The 24,028-nt window shown below is 53.3% G+C and carries 20 protein-coding genes; 5 read left to right on the forward strand and 15 right to left on the reverse strand.

What is annotated here, in order from left to right:
- Positions 1-644: 644 nt before the first annotated feature.
- From I6E40_RS06360 to I6E40_RS06375, 4 genes are all read right to left on the reverse strand, one after another.
- A complete protein-coding gene (locus I6E40_RS06360) occupies positions 645-1,565 on the reverse strand; it encodes a nucleotidyl transferase AbiEii/AbiGii toxin family protein (protein ID WP_235386190.1) in 921 nt (306 codons plus the stop codon).
- Positions 1,558-2,319, reverse strand: a complete 762-nt coding sequence (locus I6E40_RS06365; protein ID WP_235386191.1) for a type IV toxin-antitoxin system AbiEi family antitoxin — start codon at positions 2,317-2,319, stop codon at positions 1,558-1,560. Before I6E40_RS06365 ends, I6E40_RS06360 begins: the two co-directional genes overlap by 8 nt.
- A 553-nt stretch (positions 2,320-2,872) precedes the next feature.
- Positions 2,873-4,924: a dipeptidyl-peptidase 3 family protein gene (locus I6E40_RS06370; protein WP_410897039.1), complete on the reverse strand. Its 2,052-nt coding sequence runs from the start codon at positions 4,922-4,924 to the stop codon at positions 2,873-2,875.
- A gap of 155 nt (positions 4,925-5,079) precedes the next feature.
- Entirely contained in the window at positions 5,080-5,769 is a 690-nt protein-coding gene (locus tag I6E40_RS06375) for a GNAT family N-acetyltransferase (protein WP_235386193.1), read from the reverse strand.
- A gap of 269 nt (positions 5,770-6,038) precedes the next feature.
- On the opposite strand from I6E40_RS06375, the gene I6E40_RS06380 reads away from it, so the two are divergent.
- From I6E40_RS06380 to I6E40_RS06390, 3 genes are read left to right on the forward strand one after another with little or no spacing between them, the layout of a single operon-like run.
- Positions 6,039-6,665 (forward strand): DNA alkylation repair protein, encoded by a 627-nt coding sequence (locus I6E40_RS06380; protein ID WP_235386195.1) that lies wholly within the window; start codon positions 6,039-6,041, stop codon positions 6,663-6,665.
- Positions 6,666-6,716: 51 nt separating this feature from the next.
- On the forward strand, positions 6,717-7,370 hold the full coding sequence (locus tag I6E40_RS06385; protein WP_235386197.1) for a GIN domain-containing protein: 654 nt from the start codon (positions 6,717-6,719) through the stop codon (positions 7,368-7,370).
- 46 nt (positions 7,371-7,416) lie between these two features.
- Positions 7,417-8,391, forward strand: coding sequence for a type I phosphomannose isomerase catalytic subunit (locus tag I6E40_RS06390; RefSeq protein ID WP_235386199.1), 975 nt, complete (start codon positions 7,417-7,419; stop codon positions 8,389-8,391).
- A 186-nt stretch (positions 8,392-8,577) separates the two neighbouring features.
- Here the strand turns inward: I6E40_RS06390 and I6E40_RS06395 are convergent, their stop codons facing one another.
- Positions 8,578-10,104, reverse strand: a complete 1,527-nt coding sequence (locus tag I6E40_RS06395; protein WP_235386201.1) for a TolB family protein — start codon at positions 10,102-10,104, stop codon at positions 8,578-8,580.
- A 77-nt stretch (positions 10,105-10,181) separates the two neighbouring features.
- On the reverse strand, positions 10,182-11,825 hold the full coding sequence (locus tag I6E40_RS06400; RefSeq protein ID WP_235386203.1) for a DUF6057 family protein: 1,644 nt from the start codon (positions 11,823-11,825) through the stop codon (positions 10,182-10,184).
- 2 nt (positions 11,826-11,827) lie between these two features.
- On the opposite strand from I6E40_RS06400, the gene I6E40_RS06405 reads away from it, so the two are divergent.
- A complete protein-coding gene (locus tag I6E40_RS06405) occupies positions 11,828-12,115 on the forward strand; it encodes a hypothetical protein (protein WP_235386205.1) in 288 nt (95 codons plus the stop codon).
- A 291-nt stretch (positions 12,116-12,406) separates the two neighbouring features.
- Here I6E40_RS06405 and I6E40_RS06410 read toward each other — a convergent pair whose 3' ends face one another.
- The 4 genes from I6E40_RS06410 to I6E40_RS06425 form a co-directional block, all read right to left on the reverse strand.
- Complete coding sequence (locus tag I6E40_RS06410) at positions 12,407-13,993, reverse strand: sulfatase (protein ID WP_235386206.1); 1,587 nt, start codon at positions 13,991-13,993, stop codon at positions 12,407-12,409.
- A 117-nt stretch (positions 13,994-14,110) separates the two neighbouring features.
- On the reverse strand, positions 14,111-15,505 hold the full coding sequence (gene glmM, locus I6E40_RS06415; RefSeq protein WP_235386212.1) for a phosphoglucosamine mutase: 1,395 nt from the start codon (positions 15,503-15,505) through the stop codon (positions 14,111-14,113).
- Positions 15,506-15,701: 196 nt separating this feature from the next.
- A complete protein-coding gene (locus I6E40_RS06420) occupies positions 15,702-16,364 on the reverse strand; it encodes a tetratricopeptide repeat protein (protein ID WP_235386213.1) in 663 nt (220 codons plus the stop codon).
- Positions 16,361-17,536, reverse strand: coding sequence for a tetratricopeptide repeat protein (locus tag I6E40_RS06425; protein WP_235386214.1), 1,176 nt, complete (start codon positions 17,534-17,536; stop codon positions 16,361-16,363). Before I6E40_RS06425 ends, I6E40_RS06420 begins: the two co-directional genes overlap by 4 nt.
- 521 nt (positions 17,537-18,057) lie before the next feature.
- Between I6E40_RS06425 and I6E40_RS06430 the strand changes: the two genes are divergently transcribed.
- On the forward strand, positions 18,058-18,372 hold the full coding sequence (locus I6E40_RS06430; RefSeq protein WP_235386215.1) for a helix-turn-helix domain-containing protein: 315 nt from the start codon (positions 18,058-18,060) through the stop codon (positions 18,370-18,372).
- 568 nt (positions 18,373-18,940) lie between these two features.
- Here the strand turns inward: I6E40_RS06430 and I6E40_RS06435 are convergent.
- The 5 genes from I6E40_RS06435 to leuC all read right to left on the reverse strand — a co-directional run bounded on the left by I6E40_RS06435 (position 18,941) and on the right by leuC (position 24,008).
- Positions 18,941-19,222: a hypothetical protein gene (locus I6E40_RS06435; protein WP_235386216.1), complete on the reverse strand. Its 282-nt coding sequence runs from the start codon at positions 19,220-19,222 to the stop codon at positions 18,941-18,943.
- A gap of 36 nt (positions 19,223-19,258) precedes the next feature.
- Positions 19,259-20,320: a 3-isopropylmalate dehydrogenase gene (gene leuB, locus I6E40_RS06440; protein ID WP_235386217.1), complete on the reverse strand. Its 1,062-nt coding sequence runs from the start codon at positions 20,318-20,320 to the stop codon at positions 19,259-19,261.
- A gap of 163 nt (positions 20,321-20,483) precedes the next feature.
- Positions 20,484-21,992, reverse strand: a complete 1,509-nt coding sequence (locus I6E40_RS06445) for an alpha-isopropylmalate synthase regulatory domain-containing protein (protein WP_235386218.1) — start codon at positions 21,990-21,992, stop codon at positions 20,484-20,486.
- Between the two features lie 5 nt (positions 21,993-21,997).
- A complete protein-coding gene (gene leuD / locus I6E40_RS06450; protein ID WP_235386219.1) occupies positions 21,998-22,579 on the reverse strand; it encodes a 3-isopropylmalate dehydratase small subunit in 582 nt (193 codons plus the stop codon).
- 52 nt (positions 22,580-22,631) lie between these two features.
- Positions 22,632-24,008, reverse strand: coding sequence for a 3-isopropylmalate dehydratase large subunit (gene leuC, locus I6E40_RS06455; protein WP_235386220.1), 1,377 nt, complete (start codon positions 24,006-24,008; stop codon positions 22,632-22,634).
- Between the last annotated feature and the right edge of the window lie 20 nt (positions 24,009-24,028).

Raw genomic sequence — 24,028 nt, forward strand, 5'->3', positions numbered from 1 at the left:
CGCTCCTAGTTTTTCTTAGGTGCGCTCCTAGTTTTTCCTAGGTGCGCTCCTAGTTTTTCCTAGGTGCGCTCCTGGCAAGAAATGTTTCTCCATTAATGCCTACTAATTGTCTCATTAAATGTCTCATTAATTTCTGAACATTTCGCGCGTTCCGTGTTCCAAAAAATTAATGGCTTTTTAATGAATCAAATTCATGAACATTAATGTTTCAAAAAGGGTGCGCTAAGAAGAAAGAAATTGTGCTCAAAAAGATAGCGAAACAAACGAATAACGGGGGAAATACACCCGATTCTTTGCCTGTTTTGGCTTATATCGCGGATTTTATCGCTTGAGAATCGAATATTTTGGAAAAATTCAGAAATCGGTCGCCTGAGAAAATGCCCACCCTCAGTGGCTAAAGGGGTGTTCTATAAATTACGGGATAAGGAACATTCAAAAGAAAGTGCTTACGTTTTGGTTGCTTTTCGCTTCTTAGCGCGCCCTTTTGTAAGTTTCGTCAGTCACATAGCCCGCTATGCTCCTTCCTCAACTGACAAAAGTTCATCTCTAAGAAATCAAAAATCAACTCAACCTAATTTTTAGACCCCCCTAAAAAGTAAGAGGCTGCGCCGTAAATCTTGATAACGACACAGCCTCATAAAGGGTTATATAAGGAATGCGTCTTGGAGTTGCTTGACTTCCTCTTCGAGTTTCTGGGGGTTCTGCTTAGCCAGCTTCTTTAAGTTAAGCAACTTCCATTTCACGGATGGATAGTCTTTGAAATATTCGAACTCATAGCCTTTCCAGTCGGGATTGCCGGATTCGAAACTGAGCAGGAAACGCTTGTCGGATTCTGTCATCAGATGGCAAACATCTTCAACGAGGGTTTTCCTCGTCTCCTCAAACTCCTCATATGGGAAGGGGATATCGGTCATGCCTTCAAACTGATTGATCATCGCCTCTCTCTGATCGACAAAGCGTGGAGAAAAACTCTCATGGATAGGTCGGTCACTGCCAAGAAGGCAGAAGATAAGACCTTCACGGCACTCGGACAGAGGGACATCCATATACTTGACATCAAAGAGGTCACGGGGATGCTGGCGGGACAGGGCTGCAGCTATCTTGCCGCCATACAACTGGGTGATGGGGACAATCCGAGCTTCGCAATATAGTCCGAACTCGTCCTGCGCCCTATCACTTAAAGGCACAGTCAGGACATCACCACCAACGATGCCTCGCTTCGTCTGGTTCACCTCTACCTTTACTTGCTTGCCACGGTATTCACACAGCAACTTGCATGTGCTGTAATTGGGCACGATATGCATTCCCTTGAAGGCTTTCCTCGCCTTCTCGCTGATAGATTGGAGATGAAGGTTGATGTCATCAATACTTTGCCGTCTGTCTGACAAGGGGATATAGGTGAGGTCTATATCAACGGAATATCTGGGCAGGTCCTTCATAAACAGGTTAATGGCGGTTCCTCCGTGAATGGCAAACACGCCTTCTTCCACCACTATAGGGATAAGGCGGAGCAGCAGTTCCACCTTCTGGGAATATACCTGGGTGTTGATATTCTTTTTATTCATATTCTGCAAGTTCTGTGGGGATGGTCATGTTATATTTTCTTATATACTTTCCTTTGGGCACAATCATCTGACGGTAACTGCCCAGTTCTATGTTGTCAGTCTTCAAAGACTTGTACCATGGATGATTGGCTTTCTCTGCCATGTACAGGAACAAACGCTTCACCTTCTGTGAGGTGCAGCCTTCAAGGAGGTACTGCAACAGTCTCGGGCGGAGGGTTGTAAGGCTTTCCATGACGTAATAGATGTCAAGTAGGTTGGAAGAGGCATCAGAGAGATTGAGACATTCGAGGATGGCACGCTCTGGGGAGGAAACGAGCAAGGTGTCGGTGCCAATCACCATCGTCTCCACTCCTTTCAGGTCATCACCTAAGAAGGAAGTGGTGACAGCCTTTATGGTCATATCCCATTCTTCATTCATCATCCACTGGGGAAGTCGGTTGCTGCTATTGACATAGAGATATGCTTTGGGCTTGCCCATAGAAAGATAGTGGGAATAGCCACGCAATTCAAGGGCGGTATAGGCACCTATGACACATTGCTTGCCCAACTGGTTGTTGTAGGCTGCGATGGTCTGGAACAATGTAGGTGTTGTGCCTCGCACCTTATAAACACCTTTGGACAGACGTTGAAGCCACCCGCTCTTCGTATAAGCGTACTGGCTTTTCTCATCCAATCCTTGTAGGGAAAGCCAACTGCCAAACGCCACTTTCATATTGGGGTTGGATTCTAACAATCGCTGTATTTTCGTTGCCATATTCGTAATTATTCCGATTTTGATTACAAAATATATGCAAATATACTTGCTTTCCTAAAAAACTACAAGGGTTTCCTTCAAAGTATTATGGTTTTTTATCGCTCCTATTGCTGTCTGGTAAGACTTTTGCAAAGAAAATAAATTAGGGCTGACACTTCTCGCGAAGTATCAGCCCTTTTGGGGTCATTGCTGTCCGATAAATGTCTTTTGAACTTATGTCTAAACACCTCCGTGACGCCTCCGTGACACTGTCACCGAACTGTCACCGGACTGTCACCGACAGCGTTGGAATACTGTAGAAGGGCTTTTCCTGCGCAAGCATCCACGGAGTCAAACCATTAAGGGGTGTTCTATAAATTACGGGATAAGGAACATTCAAAAGAAAGTGCTTACGTTTTGGTTGCTTTTCGTTTCTTAGCGCGCCCTTTTGTAAGTTTCGTCAGTCACATAGCCCGCTATGCTCCTTCCTCAACTGACAAAAGTTCATCTCTAAGAAATCAAAAATCAACTCAACCTAATTTATAGAACACCCCTTAAGTGTGTTGTCTGTTCATCATTCGTTCACCCAGGGGAGAGTGGCGTAGTCGCGACTGTAGCGGAGCATCTGAGCGTCGTAGGCTTCGGTGTAGTCCAATTTGACGTCGATGATTTCGCCCTTGTCGTTTTTCACGGCTTGATAGACGGGGTTGATGAAGCCTTTGTAGGGCGCCACGTTGAGTCGGGCATAGCGTTCGAGAAGTTCCTTGTGGAGCACGGGGTCCACTTTGACGGCATAGGTTTCAACCAGTGAGCGTGCGGCTTCATAGTCACCTTCGCTCTTGATGCGTTGAATCTCGGCGAGGAGTTTACCGAAGAGCGTGCGCAGGGCTGCATAGTCGTTCACTTTGACGTAGGTTTTGTTCTTGCGTTTGACGAGTTCCACGACTTTGTCCTTTTTGCCTTGCTCATAGACCCAGCGGGCGATGAGAGCGCGGTTGCGCATGTGTGCTTCCTCAATCTGCTGTCCGGGTTTGATGCGCACAAGCTGCGTGAGCAAGCCGTTCAGCATGTAGGAATAGTATTGACTCTTGTAGGCTTCAGCGTTTGGTGTGAGTCCGAGCTCCACGAGCTTCGGGTCGGCAAGATAGTAGAGTCCGAAGAGGTCGGCGCGTGCTTCCTCGATGGTGGAACCGTAGGCTTTCAGTGTGTCGGGGTCGGTTCCGGGGAGGAGTTTCCCGCTGCCGTGTCCGAGACATTCGTGGAGGTCGGTGTGGAGGTCGTCGCAGAGGTCTCCGAACTGTTCCATGAGTTTGCGCGTCGGTTCGTCGATGACAAACTCTTTGTCAAATCCGGTGCCGCGTGCTGCTTTGCTGTAGGCTTCGGTGAGGTTTCCGATGGTGACGCTCTTGGAGCCAAAGTCTCTGCGAACCCAGTCGGAGTTGGGGAGGTTGATGCCGATGGCAGTGGAGGGATAGAGGTCTCCGGCGAGGATGGCAGCTGTGATGACTTTCGCGCTGACGCCCTTCACTTTTTCTTTTTTGAACTTGGAATCCACGGGTGAGTGGTCTTCGAACCACTGCGCGTTACTGCTGAGTTTTTCGGTGCGTTTGGTGGCTTCGATGTCTTTGAAGTTCACGATGGCTTCCCAAGACGCCTTCATGCCGAGCGGGTCACCGTAGCTTTCGGTGAAGTAGCAGGTGAAATCGACCAGGCTCTGCGTGTCGCGCAGCCAGTGAATCGTGTAGTCGTCAAACGTGCGAAGGTCTCCGGTGCGATAGACCTCAACGAGCAAATCGATGACGCGCTGCTGCTCGGGGGAATCGGCATAGTCGCGTGCTTTGAGGAGATTATCGACGATGCGTTCCAAGGCGGGCGAATACATGCCTCCCACTCTCCAAACCCTTTCGGTCAGTCTTCCGAACTCGTTCCGTTCCAGACGGCTGTTCATTCCCATCATGATGGGAGTCGGGTCGGCAGGTGCTTTGCGGGAAAGATAGAACTGCTCGGCTTCTTTTTGGGTGATGCCGGGGGCATAGTAGTTCGAAGCGGAGGTCAGCACGAGGTCGTCGCCGTCGCGCTGATTGACGCGCATCGCCATGACGGCTGGGTCAAAAATGACGGGGAAGAGTTCGTCGCAGAAACTCTGCAGCGTTTGTCCTTCGGCGAGGGGGAGTTGCGAGGCGTCCACCTGCTGCAGCGCCTCGCGGAGCTGCTCGGCAGTGAAGGTTGGCTGGAATTTCTCGCAGCCGTAGTGGTGGTGAATGCCGGAAGAGAACCACACGCGTTTGAGGTATTCGGTGACTCCGGCGAAGAAGGCGGAGTTGCGGTCTCCCTTGTAGGTCGTATAGACCGTTTCGAGCATCTTGCGGATGCGGAGATTGTAGCGTCCGTTTTGGTCGAACAGAATGTCGCGTCCGGCAAGGGAGGCTTCTTGGAGATAATAGACGAAGGTCTTTTGGCGCAGCGTCAGTTGGTCAAAGCCTTTGACGCAGTAGCGCAGCATTTGAATGTCAGCGAACTTCTCGTCGGTGTAGCGGAAGTCGTCTTGCGATTCGTTTGCCGGAGCGGCGAGCGCTCCCAGACAAAGAGAAGCGGTCATCATCATGGTGGAGATTCTTTTCTTCATATTATTATTAGGTATAAAATTGTCAAAAGGGTTTGCGCGGAGTCGCTTTGCTCCGGCAAGGTGGGGGCTAAAAGGGCTGAGAGGTTTGCGCTGTTTGAAGGTCGGGACGGTTGAAGAAGGTTTGCAACTCTTTGACTTCTTTGCCCTCTTTGCCCCTATTGCAACTTGACGATTCGATGCTTGCGGAAGGGGCGTCGCCATTGCCAGGCAGCCACGCATTGAAATTTGCGCTCCAGACGGAGCCAGAGGGCGAAGCGGCGGAAGCCTTCCTCCTCAAAGTTCTTGCGCGAAGCCTTGTTGAAGGTGTGAACCAGAGCCAGCGCACGATTGCGTCCGCGCTCTGCCGCAATTTCGCAGCGAAGGGTGATGAGCAGGTTGTGAATCTTGCGACCGCGGTGGGCGGGACACACAAAATCGTCCCAAAGATAGACCGCACCGGGAGGAAGCGGCTCAGCAGAGATTGCAAAGTGGATGAAACTCATGCCGCCGAAGCCCAACAGTTCCTCGCCGTCAAAGACTCCGACAAACTCGTTCCCTTGATGAAGTTCTGCCTCTGCCAACTGCAACATCAGATGGCTGTCGAGCAAGTCCGGATGCAGGGGGCGCAGGCGGCGGAAGTCGGCATAGCGCAGCGGTCGCAGACTCCATCCTTCGTCAGCAAGGCGGCAGTGGGCAGCCTCAAACGTGGAACGGTCTGACTCGCCAAGTTGCCGGTCGCACATCCACATCGCCTTCACGTTCCATCCGAAACGTTGCAGGACGGACACTGCGCCACAAACCATAAATCCCGCCGCGCCGTAGCGACGAAACGCAGAGCATAACTTACGGAAGGAATTCTGACTCATATCTATATCTGAGAAACCAAAAGGCGGTGGAAACATCCGCGAACAAAGTTCCTTGCGTCTTTGTCTCCACGTTTTCGGCGGTCAAAGATACGAAAAACACGCGGAATCACCTTTTCTTTCCGTTTTTCGTGTCTGACTCGGCAGTTTATAGCCGTAAAATCACTTTCCGCCTCGCAAAGTTCGTTTCTTCTCATTTCTTTCCCTACCTTTGTCATTCCCAACGGAGATGTTTTGACGTCTCCCACTTGTTTTTGAAAGTTCAAAGCACAATGAATCGACCCGATAAAGAAAGCCCGGTGGAAGACTGGGTGAGACACGTGAAACGCTCGCTGCGCGGCATGATGAATGGTCCTGTCAGTGCCAGCATGCGCAGCAAAGGACAGACCTACAAAGTGAACTTTGGCGTCGAACTGCCGAGACTGAGAGAGATGGCAGAGGAACTTCCCCACACCTTCTCGCTCGCCACCGCGCTCTGGACGGAATCCATTCGCGAGTGCCGCCTCCTGGCGGGGATGCTCATGCCGCCGGAGGAGTTCTCCGCAAACGATGCGGAATTGTGGATTGACAGCATGAAGGAGACGGAGGAGGCGGAATGCACCTCCATGTTTCTCCTCAGTCGCCTGAGAGACGCCTCGTTCAAAGTGTTTGAATGGATGGCGTCCAACGTGGAACTCCGACAACTGTGCGGTTTCCTCACGGTGGGACACCTGCTAAAAAAAGGATTCCGCTTCACAGACCGCGACGCACAAGAGTTCCTCGACCAAACAGAAAGCGGACTGCAAGACAGTGCCTACCGTGTGCGCCGTGCCGCACAGAATGCCCTGCTGCTCTATATGAACCAAGGAGAAACCGAGTCCGCCAACGGCGAAAGAATCCTTGAACGCCTGAAACTCTGATTTTTCGTTTCTTCCTCCCTGACTTTTCCACCTTTGCCCCCCCCTTGCCCCATGAAACTTCGCCTTTTCCTTCTGTCACTTCTTTCCTTGTTCTTCCTCTCCTCCTGTCGTCACACCGACATCAAAGAGTTGGTGAAGCAATTGGCTGAACAAGAGAGCGACACCACCGGCTACACCAAAACGACCAAACACCTCATGCCTTTCCACGCCGTCTTCGTGGACTGCTTCGCCGACGTGACCTACACGCAGACCGCCGACGAAAGTCGCATCGAAATCATGGCGCCGCCTCAGTCCCTTCAATACGTGGAGAGCGTCGTCAGAAACGGCAGGCTTGAGATTGGCATCAACCGCCGCCACACCCTGCCGAACGAAGCCGTGGTCGTGGTGAAGGTTTTTGCTCCCTCGGTCAGCGTCTTCAGTCTTAGCGGTGGTAAGTGTCTGAGAATGGGAAAAGTGAACTCCTCCGTGCCCATGCTCATCAATGTCTGTGGCATCGGTGCCGTCACCTCCCGTGAATTGAAAGCACCAAGCATCGACGTGGAAGTCGAAGGCGCGGGAAACATGGATTTGCAAGGCATTGACACGCAACAATTGGAAGCCTCCATCAACGGTGCCGGAAACATCATCCTCTCCGGAAAAGCGACATCACGCTCCGTGGAGGTGCAGGGCGTCGGACACATCGACACCACGAACCTGACTAAATAAGAAGAAACACACACATATTCCACACACAACCACTGAGCGTTTACCCATGAAGGCACTCCGTTTCAACCCCCTCATCAAACCCACCATCTGGGGCGGCGAACACATCCTTGAACTCAAGGGCATCACCGAAGGACCGAAACAGATCGGCGAAAGTTGGGAAATATCTGCCGTGCCGGGTGCGGAAACTCCCGTCGCGGAAGGACCTCTGAAGGGGAAAATCCTCCCGGAACTGATTGAGCAGTTCAAAGAAGAACTCCTCGGCAAACGCAACTTCACACACTACGGCACAAACTTCCCCCTCCTCGTCAAGTTCATTGATTCCGCCGGAGACCTCAGCATCCAAGTGCATCCCGACGAAACCATCGCACGACGCATGGGACACCCCTTCGGCAAGACGGAGATGTGGTATCTCGTGAACCCCGTTCCCGGTGCCAGCCTCTACGCCGGCTTCCGCACGAACTTCTCGGCGCGGAGTTATGTCCAGAGTTTGAAAGACGGCACGCTGACCAACCACCTCGCTCGCCATGAGTCGCACCCCGGCGACTGCTTCTTCATTCCTGCGGGTTGCATCCACAGCATCGGTGCGGGGAACTTCTTGATTGAGATTCAGCAGTCCAGCGACGACACCTTCCGCGTCTATGACTTTGACCGTACCGACGCGCAGGGCAACAAACGAGAACTGCACGTTGAACAAGCACGTGAGGCACTGAACTACCTCGCCGACCCCTACAGCCGTGTGAACTACACTGCCGCCGATGACACCGCCGTGGATCTTGTGGATTGCGCAAAGTTCACCTCCCGCCTCTATCGTTTGACGGCGGACTTTGAGGCAGACTATTCGCTCATTGACTCTTTCGTCATTTTTGTGGCGTATAAAGGAGAAGCGGAACTGACCTACGATGAAGGCATCGAGCGTCTCCGTGAAGGCGAAACCATCCTCTTCCCCGCCACCACGCAACACATCCGCATCCACCCCCTCACCCCGCGCTTCGAAATGTTGGAAACCTATGTCAAGGGGTGAGCGCGGAAGAAAGAACCGAAAGCGCACCAACTTATTTCCCGAAAAATACAAATTCACTACGCAAAGAGGGACTGATTTCCGATTGGAAGCCAGTCCCTCTTTGTCGATTAATTGGGGGGAGTTCAAGCGTTGCAAAATCCGAAGCGCTGCGTCGGCTCGCAAAAGCGGACACGGGAGCGCACCGAACTATTTCACATACTTCACTTTCTGCGTGTCTTCGTCGCGATAGATGCACTCCTTCAACTGCTTGGCAGTGGTGCGCACGGCGTCGCGGGTGAGTTCCGGTACATTGTAGCTCTTCGTCAAGCGGAGGTTCTGCTCGGGGTCTTCCTGTGGCAGGAGGAATGCCTTGTGACCGCGCCCGTCCTTGTCAAAATAGGCGATGTAGGGGCGAGTGTAGGAGCCGTCATCGCGACGGGAAGAGAAGACAATCCAACGACCGTTGCTGCTCCAAGTGTGATAGGAATCTACGTTCGGGCTGTTCGTCTCGGCAAGGGCAGTGATGGTGCCGGTGACAAGGTCTTTGACATAGAGGTCACTGCTCGTGTGCCAAATGTGGAACTGTCCAAAGTCGGCGAGGGTGAAGAGACAGTAGCGTCCGTCGGGACTGATGCGCGGCACGGCGCAGCTCTTGCCTTCTGCGGCGCAGTCCATCTCCACCACGGGCGCACCGAACTTACCGGTGGCAGGGTCGAAGGGGAGGCTCATGAGATTGTAGCGCACCTTGTTGTGGATCTTGCCGATGATATCCTGACGTTGCTCCGCGGTTTTTCCGACAAATTCGGGGACGTGGGCAGAGCAGTAGAAGACGCGGCGACCATCGGGCGCCCAGCAGGGGAAGGTCTCGAGGTCGGCTTCGGTCTTGAGGATGTTGCGCAGTTCGTTGCGGTCGGCGTCATAGAAGACGAGGTCGGAACCATAGTCCACCACTTCAATCTTCTGCGGGTCTTTCATGTGGAACACCTGCCCCGTTTGGTTGGAGGAGAACACCACCCAGTTGCGGTCGGGATGCCAGGTCGGATAGACGGTAGAAGAAAGGATGGAGTCGCTTTTCATGTTCAGTTTTCTCGGTTTTCCGTTCTCGACGACAACCGTGCCGCCGTGCTTGGCGCGGACGTGGAAGAGCATCCGCTCGGTGGAGTAGTTCTGATAGTTGTGACAGTTGATACAGTGGTTGTCATCCTGTGAATACTCTCGGTTGTTTTCGTAGATGGTCGTCACGCCGAAGCCTTCCAAGTCACGCTGATAGAGTCCGAGCTGGCGATAGAGTTCGTAGGACGGCTCGATGAGGCGATAGGAGAGATAGCGGTCGATGGGTTCTTGTGCCACGGTGATGTGGAAGGGTGTCAGCGTGTGCCAGTCTCCCTTGCGTTTCACGTAGAGCGTCACCTCCACCTGTGCGCCACGGGCTGCGGTGAGCAGGTCGCGCCACGCCAGGGAGTCGAGGCGGAACGTACCGTTTTCGTCGGCTTCGGCAATCAGTTCTTTGCCACCGCCGACGAGGTGTGCCATGGCTTCGTCAGCCTCGTTTTTCACCATGAAATCAAGCGGGGCGATGTTGGGCGGAGCGACGATGTCGCGATAGTCGGGATAGATGTCAGCCACCTCTTTGAGCGGAGTGGCTTGTTCGGGAAGTTGTGAATTTTGCTTGCTGCAAGATGTCGCCAGGAGAACGATGCAGGCAAGGAGTAGGGTGCGAAAGATGGTGAACATGGGAATCTGGTCTGTTCGTTTGTTTCTGTTCTATAGAATAAGGGTCGTGGGCAGAGGAACGTCTTGTGCTGTCAGCGTCAGTTCACTCCCGCCTTCTCCGTGTTGTCGCGTTTGATGACTTGGTCCGGGTCGTTGTTCTCGCAGTAATAATAGTAGAAATACGTGCCGAGCCAGCGTTCCTTCAGTTCGCGTCGCAGGGCGAGTCGGTCTTTGACGTAGGGTTTCGCATCGCTCAGGAACGCCTTCAGTTCGTTCTCCACGAAACTATTCACGGGCGGTAGTTCGGCAGCCAGTTCGGGGTGCGTCAATTTGAGGATGGCGATGACCTGCTGAAGGCAAGACGGGAGTGACATTCCTTTCGATGCCATGATTTGCAGGCGGGGCAGTGCGCTCTTCAAATCTTTGGAATAGAGGCAGGCAGCTGCGCTGGTCAGCAGGGTGGCGTCGCTGCCGGAGTTCAGTCCGAGGTTATAGCCCAGGAAAGCCGGTGAGCGGAAGTTCTGTTCGAACGCCGTGTCGCGGGGCAGCATGGAGATGACGCGTTGATAGGTTTCATCTTCTTGGATTTTCTCCCGCTGTCGCATCAGTTCTCGCATTCGCTCCGTGAAGTCTGATTCAAAGGGCACATCTTCAAGAAGTTTCACATATTTCTCACAGAGTTTTGTCTCGCCGTTCAGCAGCGCGCATTCCGCCATGCGTTTGAAATAGACGATGCGCGGTCCGTTCATGACGACGCGGTCCATCGCCTCGCGATAGGCAGGGTTCAGCAAGCCGGCGTAGAAGTTGCAGTCGGCGTTGAAGATGCCGTATTCTTCGTTACCGTCGATGGAGTCAAGTTTGAGTTTGGGATAGTCGTAGGCAATGTCGAACACTTCGTCGAGCAATTTGCCTTGCTGAAGCAGTCCGATGGCGTGGTAGGCGGCAACGGCTCGGGAGGGACGTTGGGCGGCGCGTGCCTCCTCAACCATGGTTTCCCAGTCGTGCTCCCACATCAGATTCTGGAGGCGGGCGGTGAGAATCACGTTCTCGTTCATTTTCCACGCTCCCATTGTCAGGGCAGCTACCAAAGCGGGGGCGAGCAGCGCACCGAAAGGCAGCGTGGGTTTCTCTTCGATTTTTGGCGCTGCGTTCACGCGGCGAACGACCCACGCCGTGGCGGCAAGGAGCAAGAGGACTGCCGTGATGAGCAGTGGGATGAGGGTGATGAATCCCGGTTCGTTTTTGTAGTAGAGATTCGTGCCTCGCCACAACATCCAGAGCATAAAGGCGGCTGGCACGATAAATCCCACTCCGGAGAGGGAAGCTTTGAGTCCGAGCATGCGGTCCGTCAGCCATGCCTGGAGGGTGAAGAGTGCTGCCAGCAGCAGCGCCATCAGCCACGGCCAGCGGGCAGGCAACAACGCCCAGCGACCGAGGATGCGCCAAGAGCCCCAAGATTCGCTCAAGACATAGTGCATGGTGTCGGGCGAGGTGGAAACATAACTTTCCTGTTCAGCGCGATAGAGCACGTCGCCATAGACTGCACCGAGGAAAAAGACAAGCGCGGCAAATCCCACACCGTAGGCAATGCGTCTTGCCGTGGTGGGAGAGAATTTCCATTTGCTCGTGGTTGTTTTGGCTTGGGCAGGGCGGTTGTCCGTTTGTTGGGAATTACGTGCTTTCCCCGCCGGACGATTCAGCGCCTTTCCGCCTTTCTTTGTTTTCTTGTCAGAAGTGGTCATGAGTGGATAAAGAATTCTTTTGCGCTGCGAAGTTAGTGAATTTTTCAAAAACGCCGGAACATTCTGGTGCCACTGACATCTTTCTACGCCACATCTACTCTTTTCTTCGCCAAGCTGATGACACCTGCTTGAAAATGCAGGAAAAAATCAGCTCAAACGAGTGTAAAACCGACCCCTGTCGCTCCTCCGCACAAGGCATCCGGATTTTTTTGCCACGCCGTGGCGAAAATTTGCCACGCCTTCCAGGAAAAACAACACCAACCATTGAACAACCATTGAACAACCATTGAACAAACCCTGTTCAAACAACCTCCGCGCCGACTCTTCATCTCTTCGTCTCTTTGACTCCCCGTCTCTCCGTCTCTTTGTCTCTTCGTCTCTTTGTCTCTTCGTCTCTTCGTCTCTTTGACTCTTTGTCTCTTTGACTTTTCGTCTCTTTGACTCCCAAAAAGACCCCTGTGTGCGGTGCATCAGCACCGCACGACACCACCAAGCCATCCAAACAAAGAAACTCGCCATCCGGCGTTCATTTTGAACTTTCACCGGAGGGCGAGCATGTTTCATTTGTGAATTTTCTTCCGTCACTTGATGCCTTCGGCGGCAGCGCCGTTGAGGCTGAGTGCGGTTTGGTCGTCATATTCCTTTTGGAGTTCAACGAGTTCCTTCATGAGTCGGCGGGTGATTTTCTCAGTGCCGGCTTGTCCGTAGAGGTTGTGGAGTTCGTTCGGGTCTTCGTTGAGGTTGAAGAGTTCCCAGGAGTCGATGTCGCGGTAGAAGTGGACGAGTTTCCAACCGTCGGCGGTGCGGATGCCATAGTGGCGCTTGACCGCATGTTCGGCGGGGAACTCATAGAAGTGATAGTAAACAGCCTTGCGCCAGTCCTTGGGGTGCTTGCCCTTCAGGAGCGGGAGCACGGAGCGTCCCTGAATGTCGGCGGGAATCTCTGCTCCGGCGAGGTCGAGGAAGGTCGGTGCGTAGTCGATGTTTTGTACCATTTCGCTAATCTCGCCGCGTGCTTTGAGTCCTTCCGGCAGACGCATGACGAGGGGGGTGGAGAGGGATTCCTCGTAGATGAATCGTTTGTCAAACCAGCCATGTTCACCCATGTAGAAGCCTTGGTCGGAGGTATAGACCACGAGGGTGTTCTCCAGCAGTCCGGCTTCGCGGAGGTGGTCCAGCGTGCGTCCGACGTTGTCGTCGAGCGACTTGAGCACCTTGGCGTAGTCACGCATGTAGCGCTGATATTTATAGTCCGTCAAAGCTTCACCCGTGAGGTTTTTGCGATAGAAGTCGCGGGACATGGGGTCGTAGAAGTCATCGTAGGTCTGGAGGTCTGCGCTGTCGAGGCGACTAATCATGCGAAGATAGTTCTCGGTGAGGCGGGTCTTCATGCCCGGGCGATACATCTTGGTGTCATAGACCAGGTCCATGTCGTGGTTGGAAGCGATGCGCATCTCCTGAGCTTGAGCGGCAGCGCGTCCGGCATAGTCATCGTTGAAGGTGGAGGGCTTGGTGAAGGTTTTGTCCTCATATTCGTTCAGATATTTCAACTCCGGCAGCCAGCAGCGATGGCACGCCTTGTGGTGGATGAAGAGTGCGAAGGGGCGGTTCTTGTCGCGCTTGTGGTCAAGCCAGTCGATGGCTTTGTCGGTGATGATGTTGGTGATGTAGCCGCTTTCTCGCACCGTGTCGTTCGCCATGGTGATGAAGTCGGGATTGTAGTAGTCTCCCTGTTCCGGCACGATGTTCCAGTAGTCAAAACCGGTGGGAAGGCTGACGAGGTGCCATTTTCCGACGATGGCAGTCTGATAGCCCGCTTTCTGGAGGAGTTTGGGCATGGTTTGCTGCGAGCCGTCGAAGATGCCGTGCTCGTTGTGGGTGAATCCGTTTTTGTGGGAGTGCTTGCCGGTGAGCATGCAGGCTCGGGAAGGTCCGGAGAGGGAGTTGGCGACGTAGGAGTTGACGAACTTGACTCCGTCGGCAGCGATGCGGTCAAGGTTGGGCGTGCTGACGTGGGTTTTGTCGTAGCAGCTCATCATTTGCGCGGTGTGGTCATCGGTCATGATATAGACGATGTTGTAGCGTTCTTGAGCAGCCACGAGCGCGGGGAGCAGCGCCGGAGCGAGAAGCAGAGATTTTCCGGCAGTGGAGAGGGGAGTGTTTCTCATTTCGTGAAGTTTTGGAGGCGTGAAAAACGAGACGGAGGAAGGAAAACTGAAAAGAGCGGGATGACTCCCGCTCTTTGGGTCGGAATGAGTGTTCCGTTGTTTTTCCGTGTTGGAATTTTACTTTTGCGTCATGTTATAGACGATGTCCATGATTTGTTTGCCGAGTGCGTCAGCTTCTTCCATGGTGTGAGCTTCGGAATAGACGCGGATGATGGGTTCGGTGTTACTCTTGCGGAGGTGCACCCACTTGTCAGCAAAGTCAATCTTGACGCCGTCGATGTCAGTGACGGTTTCGTTCTTATAGAGTTCCTTGACCTTCTGCAGGATGGAGAAGATGTCGGTGGTGGGATCGAGGTCGATGCGGTTCTTGGCGATGAAATATTTCGGGAGAGAATCGCGGAGCTCGGAAGCACGCATTCCGGTCTTAGCCAGATGAGTGAGGATGAGGGCGATGCCCACGAGTGCGTCGCGACCGGAGTGAGCGGCGGGATAGATGACACCACCGTTTCCTTCGCCACCGATGACGGCACCTGTTTCTTTCATCTTGGTCACCACGTTCACTTCGCCGACGGCTGCAGCAGTGTAGTTGCAACCATATTTCTCGGTGACGTCACGCAGACCGCGGGTGGAAGAGAGGTTGGACACCGTGGGACCGGGGGTGTGCTGGAGCACGTAGTCGGCGCAAGCCACGAGGGTGTTTTCTTCACCGAACATGGAGCCATCTTCGCAAACGAGGGCGAGGCGGTCCACATCGGGATCGACCACGATGCCGAGGTCGTGACGTCCCTTGCGCAGGAGGTTACGGATTTCGGAGAGGTGTTCTTTGAGCGGTTCGGGGTTGTGGGCGAAGTCTCCGGTGGGTTCCACGTTGAGACCGGTGACCTGAGTGACACCCAGTTGTCCGAGGAGTTTCGGCAGGATGATGCCGCCGACGGAGTTCACGGTGTCGATGGCGACGGTGAAGTGAGCACGACGGATGGCGTCGATGTCCACGAGTTCGAGGTCTTTGACGAGTTCGATGTGACGCTGGTCGTAGCTGAAGTTCTTGGTGTAGCATCCGAGGCTGTCCACGTCTGCAAATTCAAAGTCGCAGCTGTTGGCGAGGCGCACCACTTCAGAAGCCTCTACGGGCGGGAGGAATTCACCTTTTTCGTTGAGGAATTTGAGGGCGTTCCACTGGCGCGGGTTGTGGCTGGCAGTGATGATGATGCCGCCGCAGGCGCGTTCCATGGTGACGGCGAGCTCGGTGGTCGGAGTGGAAGCAAGGCCGATGTTCACCACGTCGAAGCCCATGCTCATGAGTGTGCCGCAGACCACGTGGCTGACCATTTCACCGCTGATGCGAGCATCGCGACCCACCACAATCTTGCGGCGGAAGGTGCGGTTGATGACTTTCTCACGAAGAGAGGCATAAGCAGAAACGGACTTGGCAATGTCCACGGGGTTGAGCGTGTCGCCTGTGCGACCGCCGATGGTGCCGCGGAAACCGGAAATGGATTTAATTAAGGTCATGGTATCTGGATGATTAAGTGATTCTCAGCGCAAAGATACGGAGTTTTTCAGCACAAATTTACAGAAATGTCATTTGCAGAAAGCAAAACCCGCGCTTTTTTTTGTTTTCTTTCGTCATTTCGCTCGTTTTTTGTGCCTTTCAGAACTGTTTTGGGGGCGAGAAGCAGTGAAAAGCGGTGTCGGAAGCCCATCCCAATCACCATTTTTGTCCTTTGTCCGTCAACCATTTCTGTGCCGCTTTGAGTCCTTTTGCTGCGGCTTTTTTCACATAGTTCAAACCCTCCTGAGGGTCCGGGTCAAGCGACTGCGTCCCATTGATGAGAATCAATCCGCAGTTGTACATGGCATTGGCATCTCCATTCTCTGCAGCCGGCATCAGCCACAACAACGCTTGGTCGGGGTCAGGAGCCACTCCATACCCTCCCATGGCATAGATGTTGCCGACGATGCCATTGGCAGAAGCCACGCCTATCTCGGAGGCTTTTTTCAGATAGGTGAGTGCTTTTAGATAGTTCGGTTGCGTGTGGTCGTCGCCGAGGTAATAGGTCAGTCCGAGCAGCACAGCAGCACGCTGGTCGTGCAAGACTCCTTTTTCGAGATATTCAATGGCTTTCTTGGCGTTAGGCTTGGCAGAGACGGCGGGAGCGTAGAGGTTTCCGGCGAGAATCCATGCGCTGTGTGCGCCCATTTCGGCGGCTTGGACATAACATTGTTCTGCTCCGGCGATGTCGCCGGCTTTTTCGAGTGCGCTACCTTTGTTGATGAGGGCTTTCGCTTCGGAGGATGTTTCTTGGGCTTTCGCGGAATGAAAGGCGAATGCAGCCAAGAAGAGCACGAGGGTTGCAAGTAAATTCTTCATAAGGTGTTTTGTTTGATTTTGGGTCTGTTTTGTCTGACTGAAAGGGGAATCTTCATATCCTCGATGTAGTCTTTGAAATCCGGCATACTCAACTTCACTTCGTTGAGGGTGGAGTTATAGATTTCGTTGGCTCTCTCATCGGTTGCCGCCATTTCTTTCACGATTTCAACGGCTTTTTGGGGATTATGTCCCGGCACTGTCTGGTCGCAAAGCAGGAGCATGAGATTATACCAAGTCATGCTTTTGCCCCCGGCATCGTAGGTTTCTTGATAGTTTTTGAGTGCCAAAGCCTTGTTCTTCGGCATGAACTTTCCGACGTCCAAGAGGTAGGCATAAACAGCCTTTGCCGGTAGGTCTCCTTTGTCCATTGCCCGTTTCAGGTAACGCACACCGAGGACAGGATTGCACTGCGGGGCGGTTTCGCTGAGGTGCAGCAGCGCATAGCGGCGCATGGCATAGACATTGCCGTCATCGGCGGCTCGTTTATAATATTGTATGGCTTTCAAAACGTCAAGGGGCATGTGACCGCCATGGTCATATTCGATGGCTATGGCAAAATCTATCTCCGGCGACGTCATCCGAGTTCGTGCCTGCAAGAGAAAATCCACGCCTTCTCGAACTTCCTCTTCGCTCCTCGTGAAATCGGTGAGCATGAATCCCAGAAGCGCTTTTGAAAGGGGAATGTTTCCTTTGGTGGCAGCGATGCGCATGTAGTGTATTGCCTTCGTGTTGTCTTGTGGCACTCCGTCCCCGGCTTCATACATCAAACCCAGATAGTGTGCCGACTCGGGGTGCCCGTTGTCTGCCGCCATCTGAAAGAACTTGGCTGCCACGGGTTTGTTCACCTTCCCGTTGAGGTTGCCCATGTAGTTCATGTGCCCGAGATTGTAGGTTGAGGGGTTGTAACCCGCTTGAGAAGCCTTGACATAATAATCAATCGCCATCTTCACGTTTTGCACGCATCCCACGGGTTGAATGAGCATGACCGCCACGTTGTGCATCGCCTCGGGATTACCGGCATCGGCGGACTGCTTGTAGAGTTTAAAAGCCTTTTCGTAGTCTTGATTCAGATAAGCCTGCTGTGCTTGATTGAACACCTCGTCCGAGGTCTGTGCTTGTGCGCAAACAAGCGTGAATAGAAGAAATAAAGCGATGGGTAATAGGCGTTTCATAACGTGATGTTTTGGTCATTAGATGGGGGTTGCTCTATAAGTTATGGAACAAGGAGTGTTCAAAAGAATGTGTTTACGTTTGGACCGGATTCTCAGTGCGCTCTTTGGTTGGTTCCGTCGTCACATAGCCCGCTATGCTCCTTCTTCCACTTAGAAAATGACATCTCTAAGGAATCAAGAATCAACTCAGCCTAATTTTTAGCACAACCCCTAAAGGCGTGCAAACAGATGCTGACGACGGGAGCATACTCTTCGTTGCAAAACTATGGATTTATTATTACTTTCCCAAGCAAGTCTGAAAATATTAACGTTGCTACATCTCGGGATTTAAGTCACTTTTTTTCACCGACTTGTCACTTTCCGCCCGTCGCGCGGTAACCAAGTTGACATTTCATTCTCCGTTTTCCTGCTTTCCAGCACTTTGCGATTTTATTTGCGGCACTGTGTACTACAAACTTATGTTGATTTTGATTCCACGGAAAGACTCCTTGATGCGACAGTCCCCTTCATCGCATCGCTTGATGGCTGAATATAAGAATATTATTCGTCCAGACTTTGGCAGCAAATACAATCATGAATTGCTGAACGGTCTGTTCTATCACCCCTATACCAAGATTGACCATGTTGTAGCCAATATGCAAGTATCTCGTCAGACCGCCTCGAAGTATCTGGATAGAATTGTGGCTCTAGGCCTTCTTAAGAAAGAAAAAATGGGCAAGGAGAACTATTATATCAACACCCGCCTGATGAATCTCTTCATCAAGTTTGGCCAGTACAAAGCAACAGAACCAGCAGAGGTGATAGAATCTGTTCATGTTAATGATATGCCAAAATGATAACACGTAAAGAAGTACGAGTTAAAAAAATCCGGATTCTTTAACATGTGAATAAAGACGAGTTAAGTTCTACCATAAAAGGAAACATAGCCCAAGTTTGACATTCCATACTCCGTTTTTCCTGCTTTCCAGCACTTTGCGATTTTCATTTGCGGCACTGTGTACTACAAACTTTTCTTGATTTTGATTCCACGGAAAGACTTCTTGATGCGGCAGTCCCCTTCATCGCGTTGCGACCTCAAGTTGAATCTATGTGGAGACGTGAAGTGCATACCGGGGCAAAGATACCACCTTCCGGCGAAGTTTTTGTGTACTACCATTCATTTTTCGCAGGATAGCGATATTGATATACAGATAGTTAGTTCTACAAACATCCCAAAGATAGTGAAAAATATTATGTCATCAAACTTGGGGTAAGTGACAAGTCCTAAGGAAACCGTGAAAAACGCACGCGCGTTTTTCTTGCGACTTGAGCAGTGCTTTTGAGCATACCGCCAAGGGGAACGCAAGAAAAACGCGCGAAGCGAGTAGAGATGTTTTTCGAAATAATTGTTTGCTCTGCAAGATATCACAGCAGCAGCCAAACGCCGATGGCGGCGATGAGCCAGCCTGCCAGGGCAATGACCACGCCGGCGGTTTCAAAGCCGCGGCGATAGAGGTCAAGACTGACGAAGAATGCCGCCAAGGGCAGAACCCACGCCAACTGCGTGAGCAAATAGAACAAGAGATAGAGCACTCCCGTGTGTCCCTGGCAAAGCGTAAGATTGCCGAAGAGGAAGAACGGGGAGGCAAGCAGTGGCAAGAGGTTCACGCCTGCCAAGGCGAGCATCCATTTGGGGAATTGGTCCATGAATCAGCGAGGTTTAACTCTTGGAAACGATGCCTCTCAGCACGCTTCGATTTGTTCAACGAGCCAGGCGCCCACTTCTTTCGTGCCATAGACTCCGCCTCCTTCCACTTGGATTTCCGGTGTGCGAACGTTTTCGTCGAGGGACTTGTCCACGATGCGGCGCACGAGTGCGGCTTCATCCATGAGGTTGAAATATTCGAAGAGCATGGCGACGGAAAGCACCTGTGCCAAGGGGTTGGCAATGTTTTTTCCTTTGGCTTGCGGCCAAGAACCGTGGATGGGTTCAAAGACGGGTGTGCTCTCGCCGGTGGAGGCGGAGGGAAGCAGACCCATGGAACCGGTGATGCAGGAGCCTTCGTCGGTGAGGATGTCGCCAAAGGTGTTTTCGGTGACCATGACGTCAAAGAAGCGGGGTTCCTGAATCATGCGCATCGCGGCGTTATCGACATACATGTAGTCTGTCGTGACTTCGGGATAGTTCGGCGCCATTTCCTGTGCGACCTTTCTCCAGAGGCGGGAGGAGGCGAGCACGTTGGCTTTATCGACCACGGTGAGGTGGCGGCGGCGACGCATGGCATATTCAAATGCCACTTTCAAGATGCGTTCCACCTCGGGGCGAGTGTAGGCGCAGGTGTCGAAGGCTTCGTCGTCGCCTTCCTTCTTTGCGCCGAAATACATGCCGCCGGTGAGTTCGCGGATGCAAACGAAGTCTGCGCCGCGCACGAGTTCCTCCTTCAGCGGAGATTTGTGTACGAGGCAGTCGAAAGTCTGCACGGGACGGATGTTGGCGAAGAGCCCGAGTTTCTTGCGCATGGCGAGCAGTCCTTGTTCCGGACGAACCTTGGCGGCGGGGTTGTTGTCATATTTCGGGTCGCCGACGGCAGAGAAGAGCACGGCGTCTGCCTGGCGACAGATTTCAAAAGTTTCTTCGGGGAAAGGGTCGCCGACGGCATCGATGGCGGCGGCACCGCAGAGGGCGGGGGTGAAGGTGACTTCGTGGTTAAACTTGCGGCAGACGGCTTCCATGACGTCCACGCCGACTTTGCTGATTTCAGGGCCGATGCCGTCGCCGGCGAGCACTGCAATGTGAAGTTTCATGATGATTTTTCCTTTTTGAAAGAAGCGGTCAGGCATGGGCGAGCCGCTCCTTTAGTAATATGAAAATAATAAGTTGCGTCAGATTTGAATTAGATTTTCGAGATCAGATTTTCAAAGATGATGCAGGTTATTTTTTGAGGATTACTTAGTATATTATAATGTATCAGTAAATCATGTTGAGCATTTTCATCGTCGCTTTGATGGCGGCGTCTGTCTGGTCGGCATCGAGACCGCGGGTGCGAATGGTCTTTCCTTCCCACTCCCAGGTGATGACGGCTTGTACGAAGGCGTCGGTGCGTCCGCCGGGCGGAATGGTGACGTAGTAGCCTGTGAGCATGGGGAACTTACGTCCGAGGCGGTGTTTGAAGATGTCTCGGATGCCACGCATGAAGGCGTCATACTGTCCGTCGCCGACGGCTTGTGCCTCATATTCCTTTCCTTCGAACTCAATTTTGAGCTGCGCGGTGGGTTTGAGTCCGTGGGCTGTGGTGACGAGATAGTTGATGAGTCGGACGCGGTCTTGCGGTGCGTCGTGTTTGAGCACGTCGGAGACGATGTAGGGGAGGTCGTCCTGCGTCACCATCTCTTTTTTGTCACCGAGTTCGATGATGCGGCTTGTCACCTTCTTCGTCTGCTCCGGTGTGAGTTCCAGTCCGAACGCCTCGAGGTTTTTCAGGATGTTCGCTTTGCCCGAGTTTTTGCCGAGGGCATATTCTCTGACGCGTCCGAAGCGCTCGGGCAGCAGGGCGTTGCAGTAGAGGTTCGACTTGTTGTCGCCATCGGCGTGAACGCCTGCCACCTGTGTGAAGACACTTTCTCCGACAATCGGTTTGTTGGCGGGAACCGCCACGCCACTGTAACTTTCCACGAGTCGGCTCACTTGGAAGAGCATGCTCTCTTTGATGCGCGTTTCCAGGTGGAAGTGGTCGTGGAGAATCGCCTGCACACTGGCGAGCGGCGCGTTGCCGGCGCGTTCGCCGAGTCCGTTGACGGCAGTGTGAATGCCTTTGCAACCACAGAGAACGGCTGCGGAGACGTTGGCAATGGCGAGGTCGTAGTCGTTGTGGGCGTGGAAGTCGAAGTGAAGATTCGGATAGCGCTTCCGCATGTGGTGAAGGTGGCGCACGGCAGAGAGGGGGTCAAGCACGCCAAGCGTGTCGGGGAGCATGAAACGGCGCACCGAAGTGCGGGTGCTGAGCGCATCGACGAGTTGGAAAACATAGTCTCGGTTGTCCTTCATGCCGTTGGACCAGTCTTCGAGATAGACATTGACGGCGATGCCGAGCGAGTCGGCGTAGGCAATCTCGTCGCAGATGTCTTTGATGTGCTCCTCCGGTGTTTTGTGGAGTTGGAGCATGCAGTGACGCTGCGAGCCTTTGCAGAGGAGGTTGATGACCTTGCCTCCGCAGGAGTGAATCCAGTCCAGAGAAACGTGATGGTCCACGAAACCCAACACCTCCACGCGTTCAAGGCAATCGTGGCGGGCTGCCCAGGCGCAGATGTCGGTCACAGCGCGCCGCTCTCCTTCGCTGACGCGTGCTGAAGCGACTTCGATGCGGTCCACGCAGACTTCCCGCAAAAGCATTTTTGCAATTTGCAGTTTCTCGTGGGGCACGAAAGAGACGCCGTTGGTTTGTTCCCCGTCACGCAGGGTGGTGTCCATGATTTCCATAGTCGTCACTTTTTCTCGTAAGCCTCAATCTTGTCTTTGCTTTCCACGAGGAAGTCGATGTCGTCGAGCGCGTTCATGAGGCAATATTTTTTGTAGCCGTTGATGTCAAACTGTTCGGTTTCCCCCGTGGCGAGGTTGGTGATGGTCTGTGCGGGCAGGTCGATGCGCACTTTCATCGCGGGGTCTGCCTTGATGCTGTCAAAGAGCGAGGAGAGGAATTTTTCGCTGACCACGACGGGCAGGACGAAGTTGTTCAGTTCGTTCTGTTTGTGGATGTCGGCGAAGAAGGAACTCACGACGACGCGGAAGCCATAGCCCGCAATTGCCCAGGCGGCGTGTTCGCGGCTTGAACCGCAGCCGAAGTTTTTGCCGGCGACGAGGACTTCTCCCGAATAGGTCGGGTCGTTCAAGACAAAATCCTTCGGTGAGCCGTCGGCGTTGAAGCGCCAGTCGCGGAAGAGGTTGTCGCCGAAGCCTTCCTTGTCGGTGGCTTTGAGGAAGCGGGCAGGGATGATTTGGTCGGTATCTATGTTTTCGAGAGGAAGGGGCACACAAGTGCTCTCGATGATGTCGAATTTTTGTTTCATGATTTCTTGGGATGCTATGTGTGAGGGAGGGTACGTGGAAGAAAGAATCGTCTCAGAGCAGTGTGCGGGGGTCCGTGATGACGCCGGTGACGGCGGTGGCAGCGGCGGTGAGCGGTGAGGCGAGGCAGGTTCGGGAGCCGGGTCCCTGACGTCCCTCAAAGTTGCGGTTAGAGGTGGAGACGGCAAGTTTTCCGGCAGGAATCTTGTCGTCGTTCATGGCGAGACAGGCGGAGCAACCCGGCTGACGAATTTCAAAGCCGGCTTCTTCCAGCACCTTGTCCAGTCCTTCTTCCTTGATTTGTGCCAGAACGCGCCAGGAGCCGGGGACGAGCCATGCCGTGATGCCGGGTGCTTTGTGGCGTCCCTGTGCGATGGAGGCAAAGGCGCGGAAGTCTTCGATGCGGCCGTTGGTGCAGGCGCCGAGGAAAACGTAGTCGGCAGGTTTTCCAATCATGGCGTCGCCCTCAGCGAATTTCATGTAGGTGAGAGCCTTCTCGTCGGAGGCGTTTTGTGGAGCGGGGATGCGCTGGGTGATGCCGATGCCCATGCCGGGGTTGGTGCCGTAGGTAATCATCGGTTCGATGTCCTCGGCTCGGAAGGTCAGTTCTTTGTCGAACACGGCATCGTCGCCGCTCTTGAGTTGGCTCCACTCTGCGACCGCCTTGTCCCATTCTTCTCCCTTCGGAGCGTGGTCTTTTCCTTTGAGATAGGCGAAGGTCGTTTCGTCGGGTGCGATGAAGCCGCCGCGTGCTCCCATTTCGATGGAGAGGTTACAGAGTGTCAGGCGTCCTTCCATGGAGAGGTTGCGGATGGTGCTGCCGGCATATTCCACAAAATATCCCGTGGCACCGCTCGTGGTGAGTTGACTCATGAGATAGAGGGCGATGTCTTTGGCGGTGACGCCTTCTCCGAGTTTGCCTTCCACGTTGATTCTCATGGATTTGGGCTTGGCTTGGAGGATGCACTGTGAAGCCATGACCATTTCCACTTCCGATGTGCCGATGCCGAACGCCACGGCACCCATTGCGCCGTGTGTGGAGGTGTGGGAGTCACCGCAGACGATGGTCATGCCGGGGAGGGAGAGTCCTTGTTCCGGACCGACGACGTGGATGATGCCGTTGTTCGGGTTCATCATTCCGAAGTGAGTGAGTCCGAAGTCTTCGCAGTTTTTGGCGAGAGTGTCCACCTGTTTACGAGAAACGGGGTCTTCGATGGTTTTGTCTTGGTCGTGGGTCGGTGTGTTGTGGTCGGGCATGCAGAAAATCTGCTGCGGGCGGAAACACTTGAGTCCGCGGCGACGCATTCCCTCGAATGCCTGCGGGCTGGTCACCTCGTGAGCATAGAGGCGGTCAATATAGAGTTGGTCGGGACCGTCTTCCACGTGTTGCACCACGTGCTTGTCCCAGATTTTGTCAAAAAGCGTGTTCATGAGATGGGGATTTAGAGTCT

Source organism: Prevotellamassilia timonensis (genome assembly GCF_021531665.1).
Taxonomy (GTDB): domain Bacteria; phylum Bacteroidota; class Bacteroidia; order Bacteroidales; family Bacteroidaceae; genus Alloprevotella.

Excerpts from the sequence above, each read along its gene's own strand:
- I6E40_RS06360 (WP_235386190.1), bottom strand. The coding sequence starts at position 1,565 with ATGAATAAAAAGAATATCAACACCCAGGTATATTCCCAGAAGGTGGAA.
- I6E40_RS06365 (WP_235386191.1), bottom strand. The coding sequence starts at position 2,319 with ATGGCAACGAAAATACAGCGATTGTTAGAATCCAACCCCAATATGAAA.
- I6E40_RS06370 (WP_410897039.1), bottom strand. The coding sequence starts at position 4,924 with ATGAAGAAAAGAATCTCCACCATGATGATGACCGCTTCTCTTTGTCTG.
- I6E40_RS06375 (WP_235386193.1), bottom strand. The coding sequence starts at position 5,769 with ATGAGTCAGAATTCCTTCCGTAAGTTATGCTCTGCGTTTCGTCGCTAC.
- I6E40_RS06380 (WP_235386195.1), top strand. The coding sequence starts at position 6,039 with ATGAATCGACCCGATAAAGAAAGCCCGGTGGAAGACTGGGTGAGACAC.
- I6E40_RS06385 (WP_235386197.1), top strand. The coding sequence starts at position 6,717 with ATGAAACTTCGCCTTTTCCTTCTGTCACTTCTTTCCTTGTTCTTCCTC.
- I6E40_RS06390 (WP_235386199.1), top strand. The coding sequence starts at position 7,417 with ATGAAGGCACTCCGTTTCAACCCCCTCATCAAACCCACCATCTGGGGC.
- I6E40_RS06395 (WP_235386201.1), bottom strand. The coding sequence starts at position 10,104 with ATGTTCACCATCTTTCGCACCCTACTCCTTGCCTGCATCGTTCTCCTG.
- I6E40_RS06400 (WP_235386203.1), bottom strand. The coding sequence starts at position 11,825 with ATGACCACTTCTGACAAGAAAACAAAGAAAGGCGGAAAGGCGCTGAAT.
- I6E40_RS06410 (WP_235386206.1), bottom strand. The coding sequence starts at position 13,993 with ATGAGAAACACTCCCCTCTCCACTGCCGGAAAATCTCTGCTTCTCGCT.
- glmM (WP_235386212.1), bottom strand. The coding sequence starts at position 15,505 with ATGACCTTAATTAAATCCATTTCCGGTTTCCGCGGCACCATCGGCGGT.
- I6E40_RS06420 (WP_235386213.1), bottom strand. The coding sequence starts at position 16,364 with ATGAAGAATTTACTTGCAACCCTCGTGCTCTTCTTGGCTGCATTCGCC.
- I6E40_RS06425 (WP_235386214.1), bottom strand. The coding sequence starts at position 17,536 with ATGAAACGCCTATTACCCATCGCTTTATTTCTTCTATTCACGCTTGTT.
- I6E40_RS06430 (WP_235386215.1), top strand. The coding sequence starts at position 18,058 with ATGGCTGAATATAAGAATATTATTCGTCCAGACTTTGGCAGCAAATAC.
- I6E40_RS06435 (WP_235386216.1), bottom strand. The coding sequence starts at position 19,222 with ATGGACCAATTCCCCAAATGGATGCTCGCCTTGGCAGGCGTGAACCTC.
- leuB (WP_235386217.1), bottom strand. The coding sequence starts at position 20,320 with ATGAAACTTCACATTGCAGTGCTCGCCGGCGACGGCATCGGCCCTGAA.
- I6E40_RS06445 (WP_235386218.1), bottom strand. The coding sequence starts at position 21,992 with ATGGAAATCATGGACACCACCCTGCGTGACGGGGAACAAACCAACGGC.
- leuD (WP_235386219.1), bottom strand. The coding sequence starts at position 22,579 with ATGAAACAAAAATTCGACATCATCGAGAGCACTTGTGTGCCCCTTCCT.
- leuC (WP_235386220.1), bottom strand. The coding sequence starts at position 24,008 with ATGAACACGCTTTTTGACAAAATCTGGGACAAGCACGTGGTGCAACAC.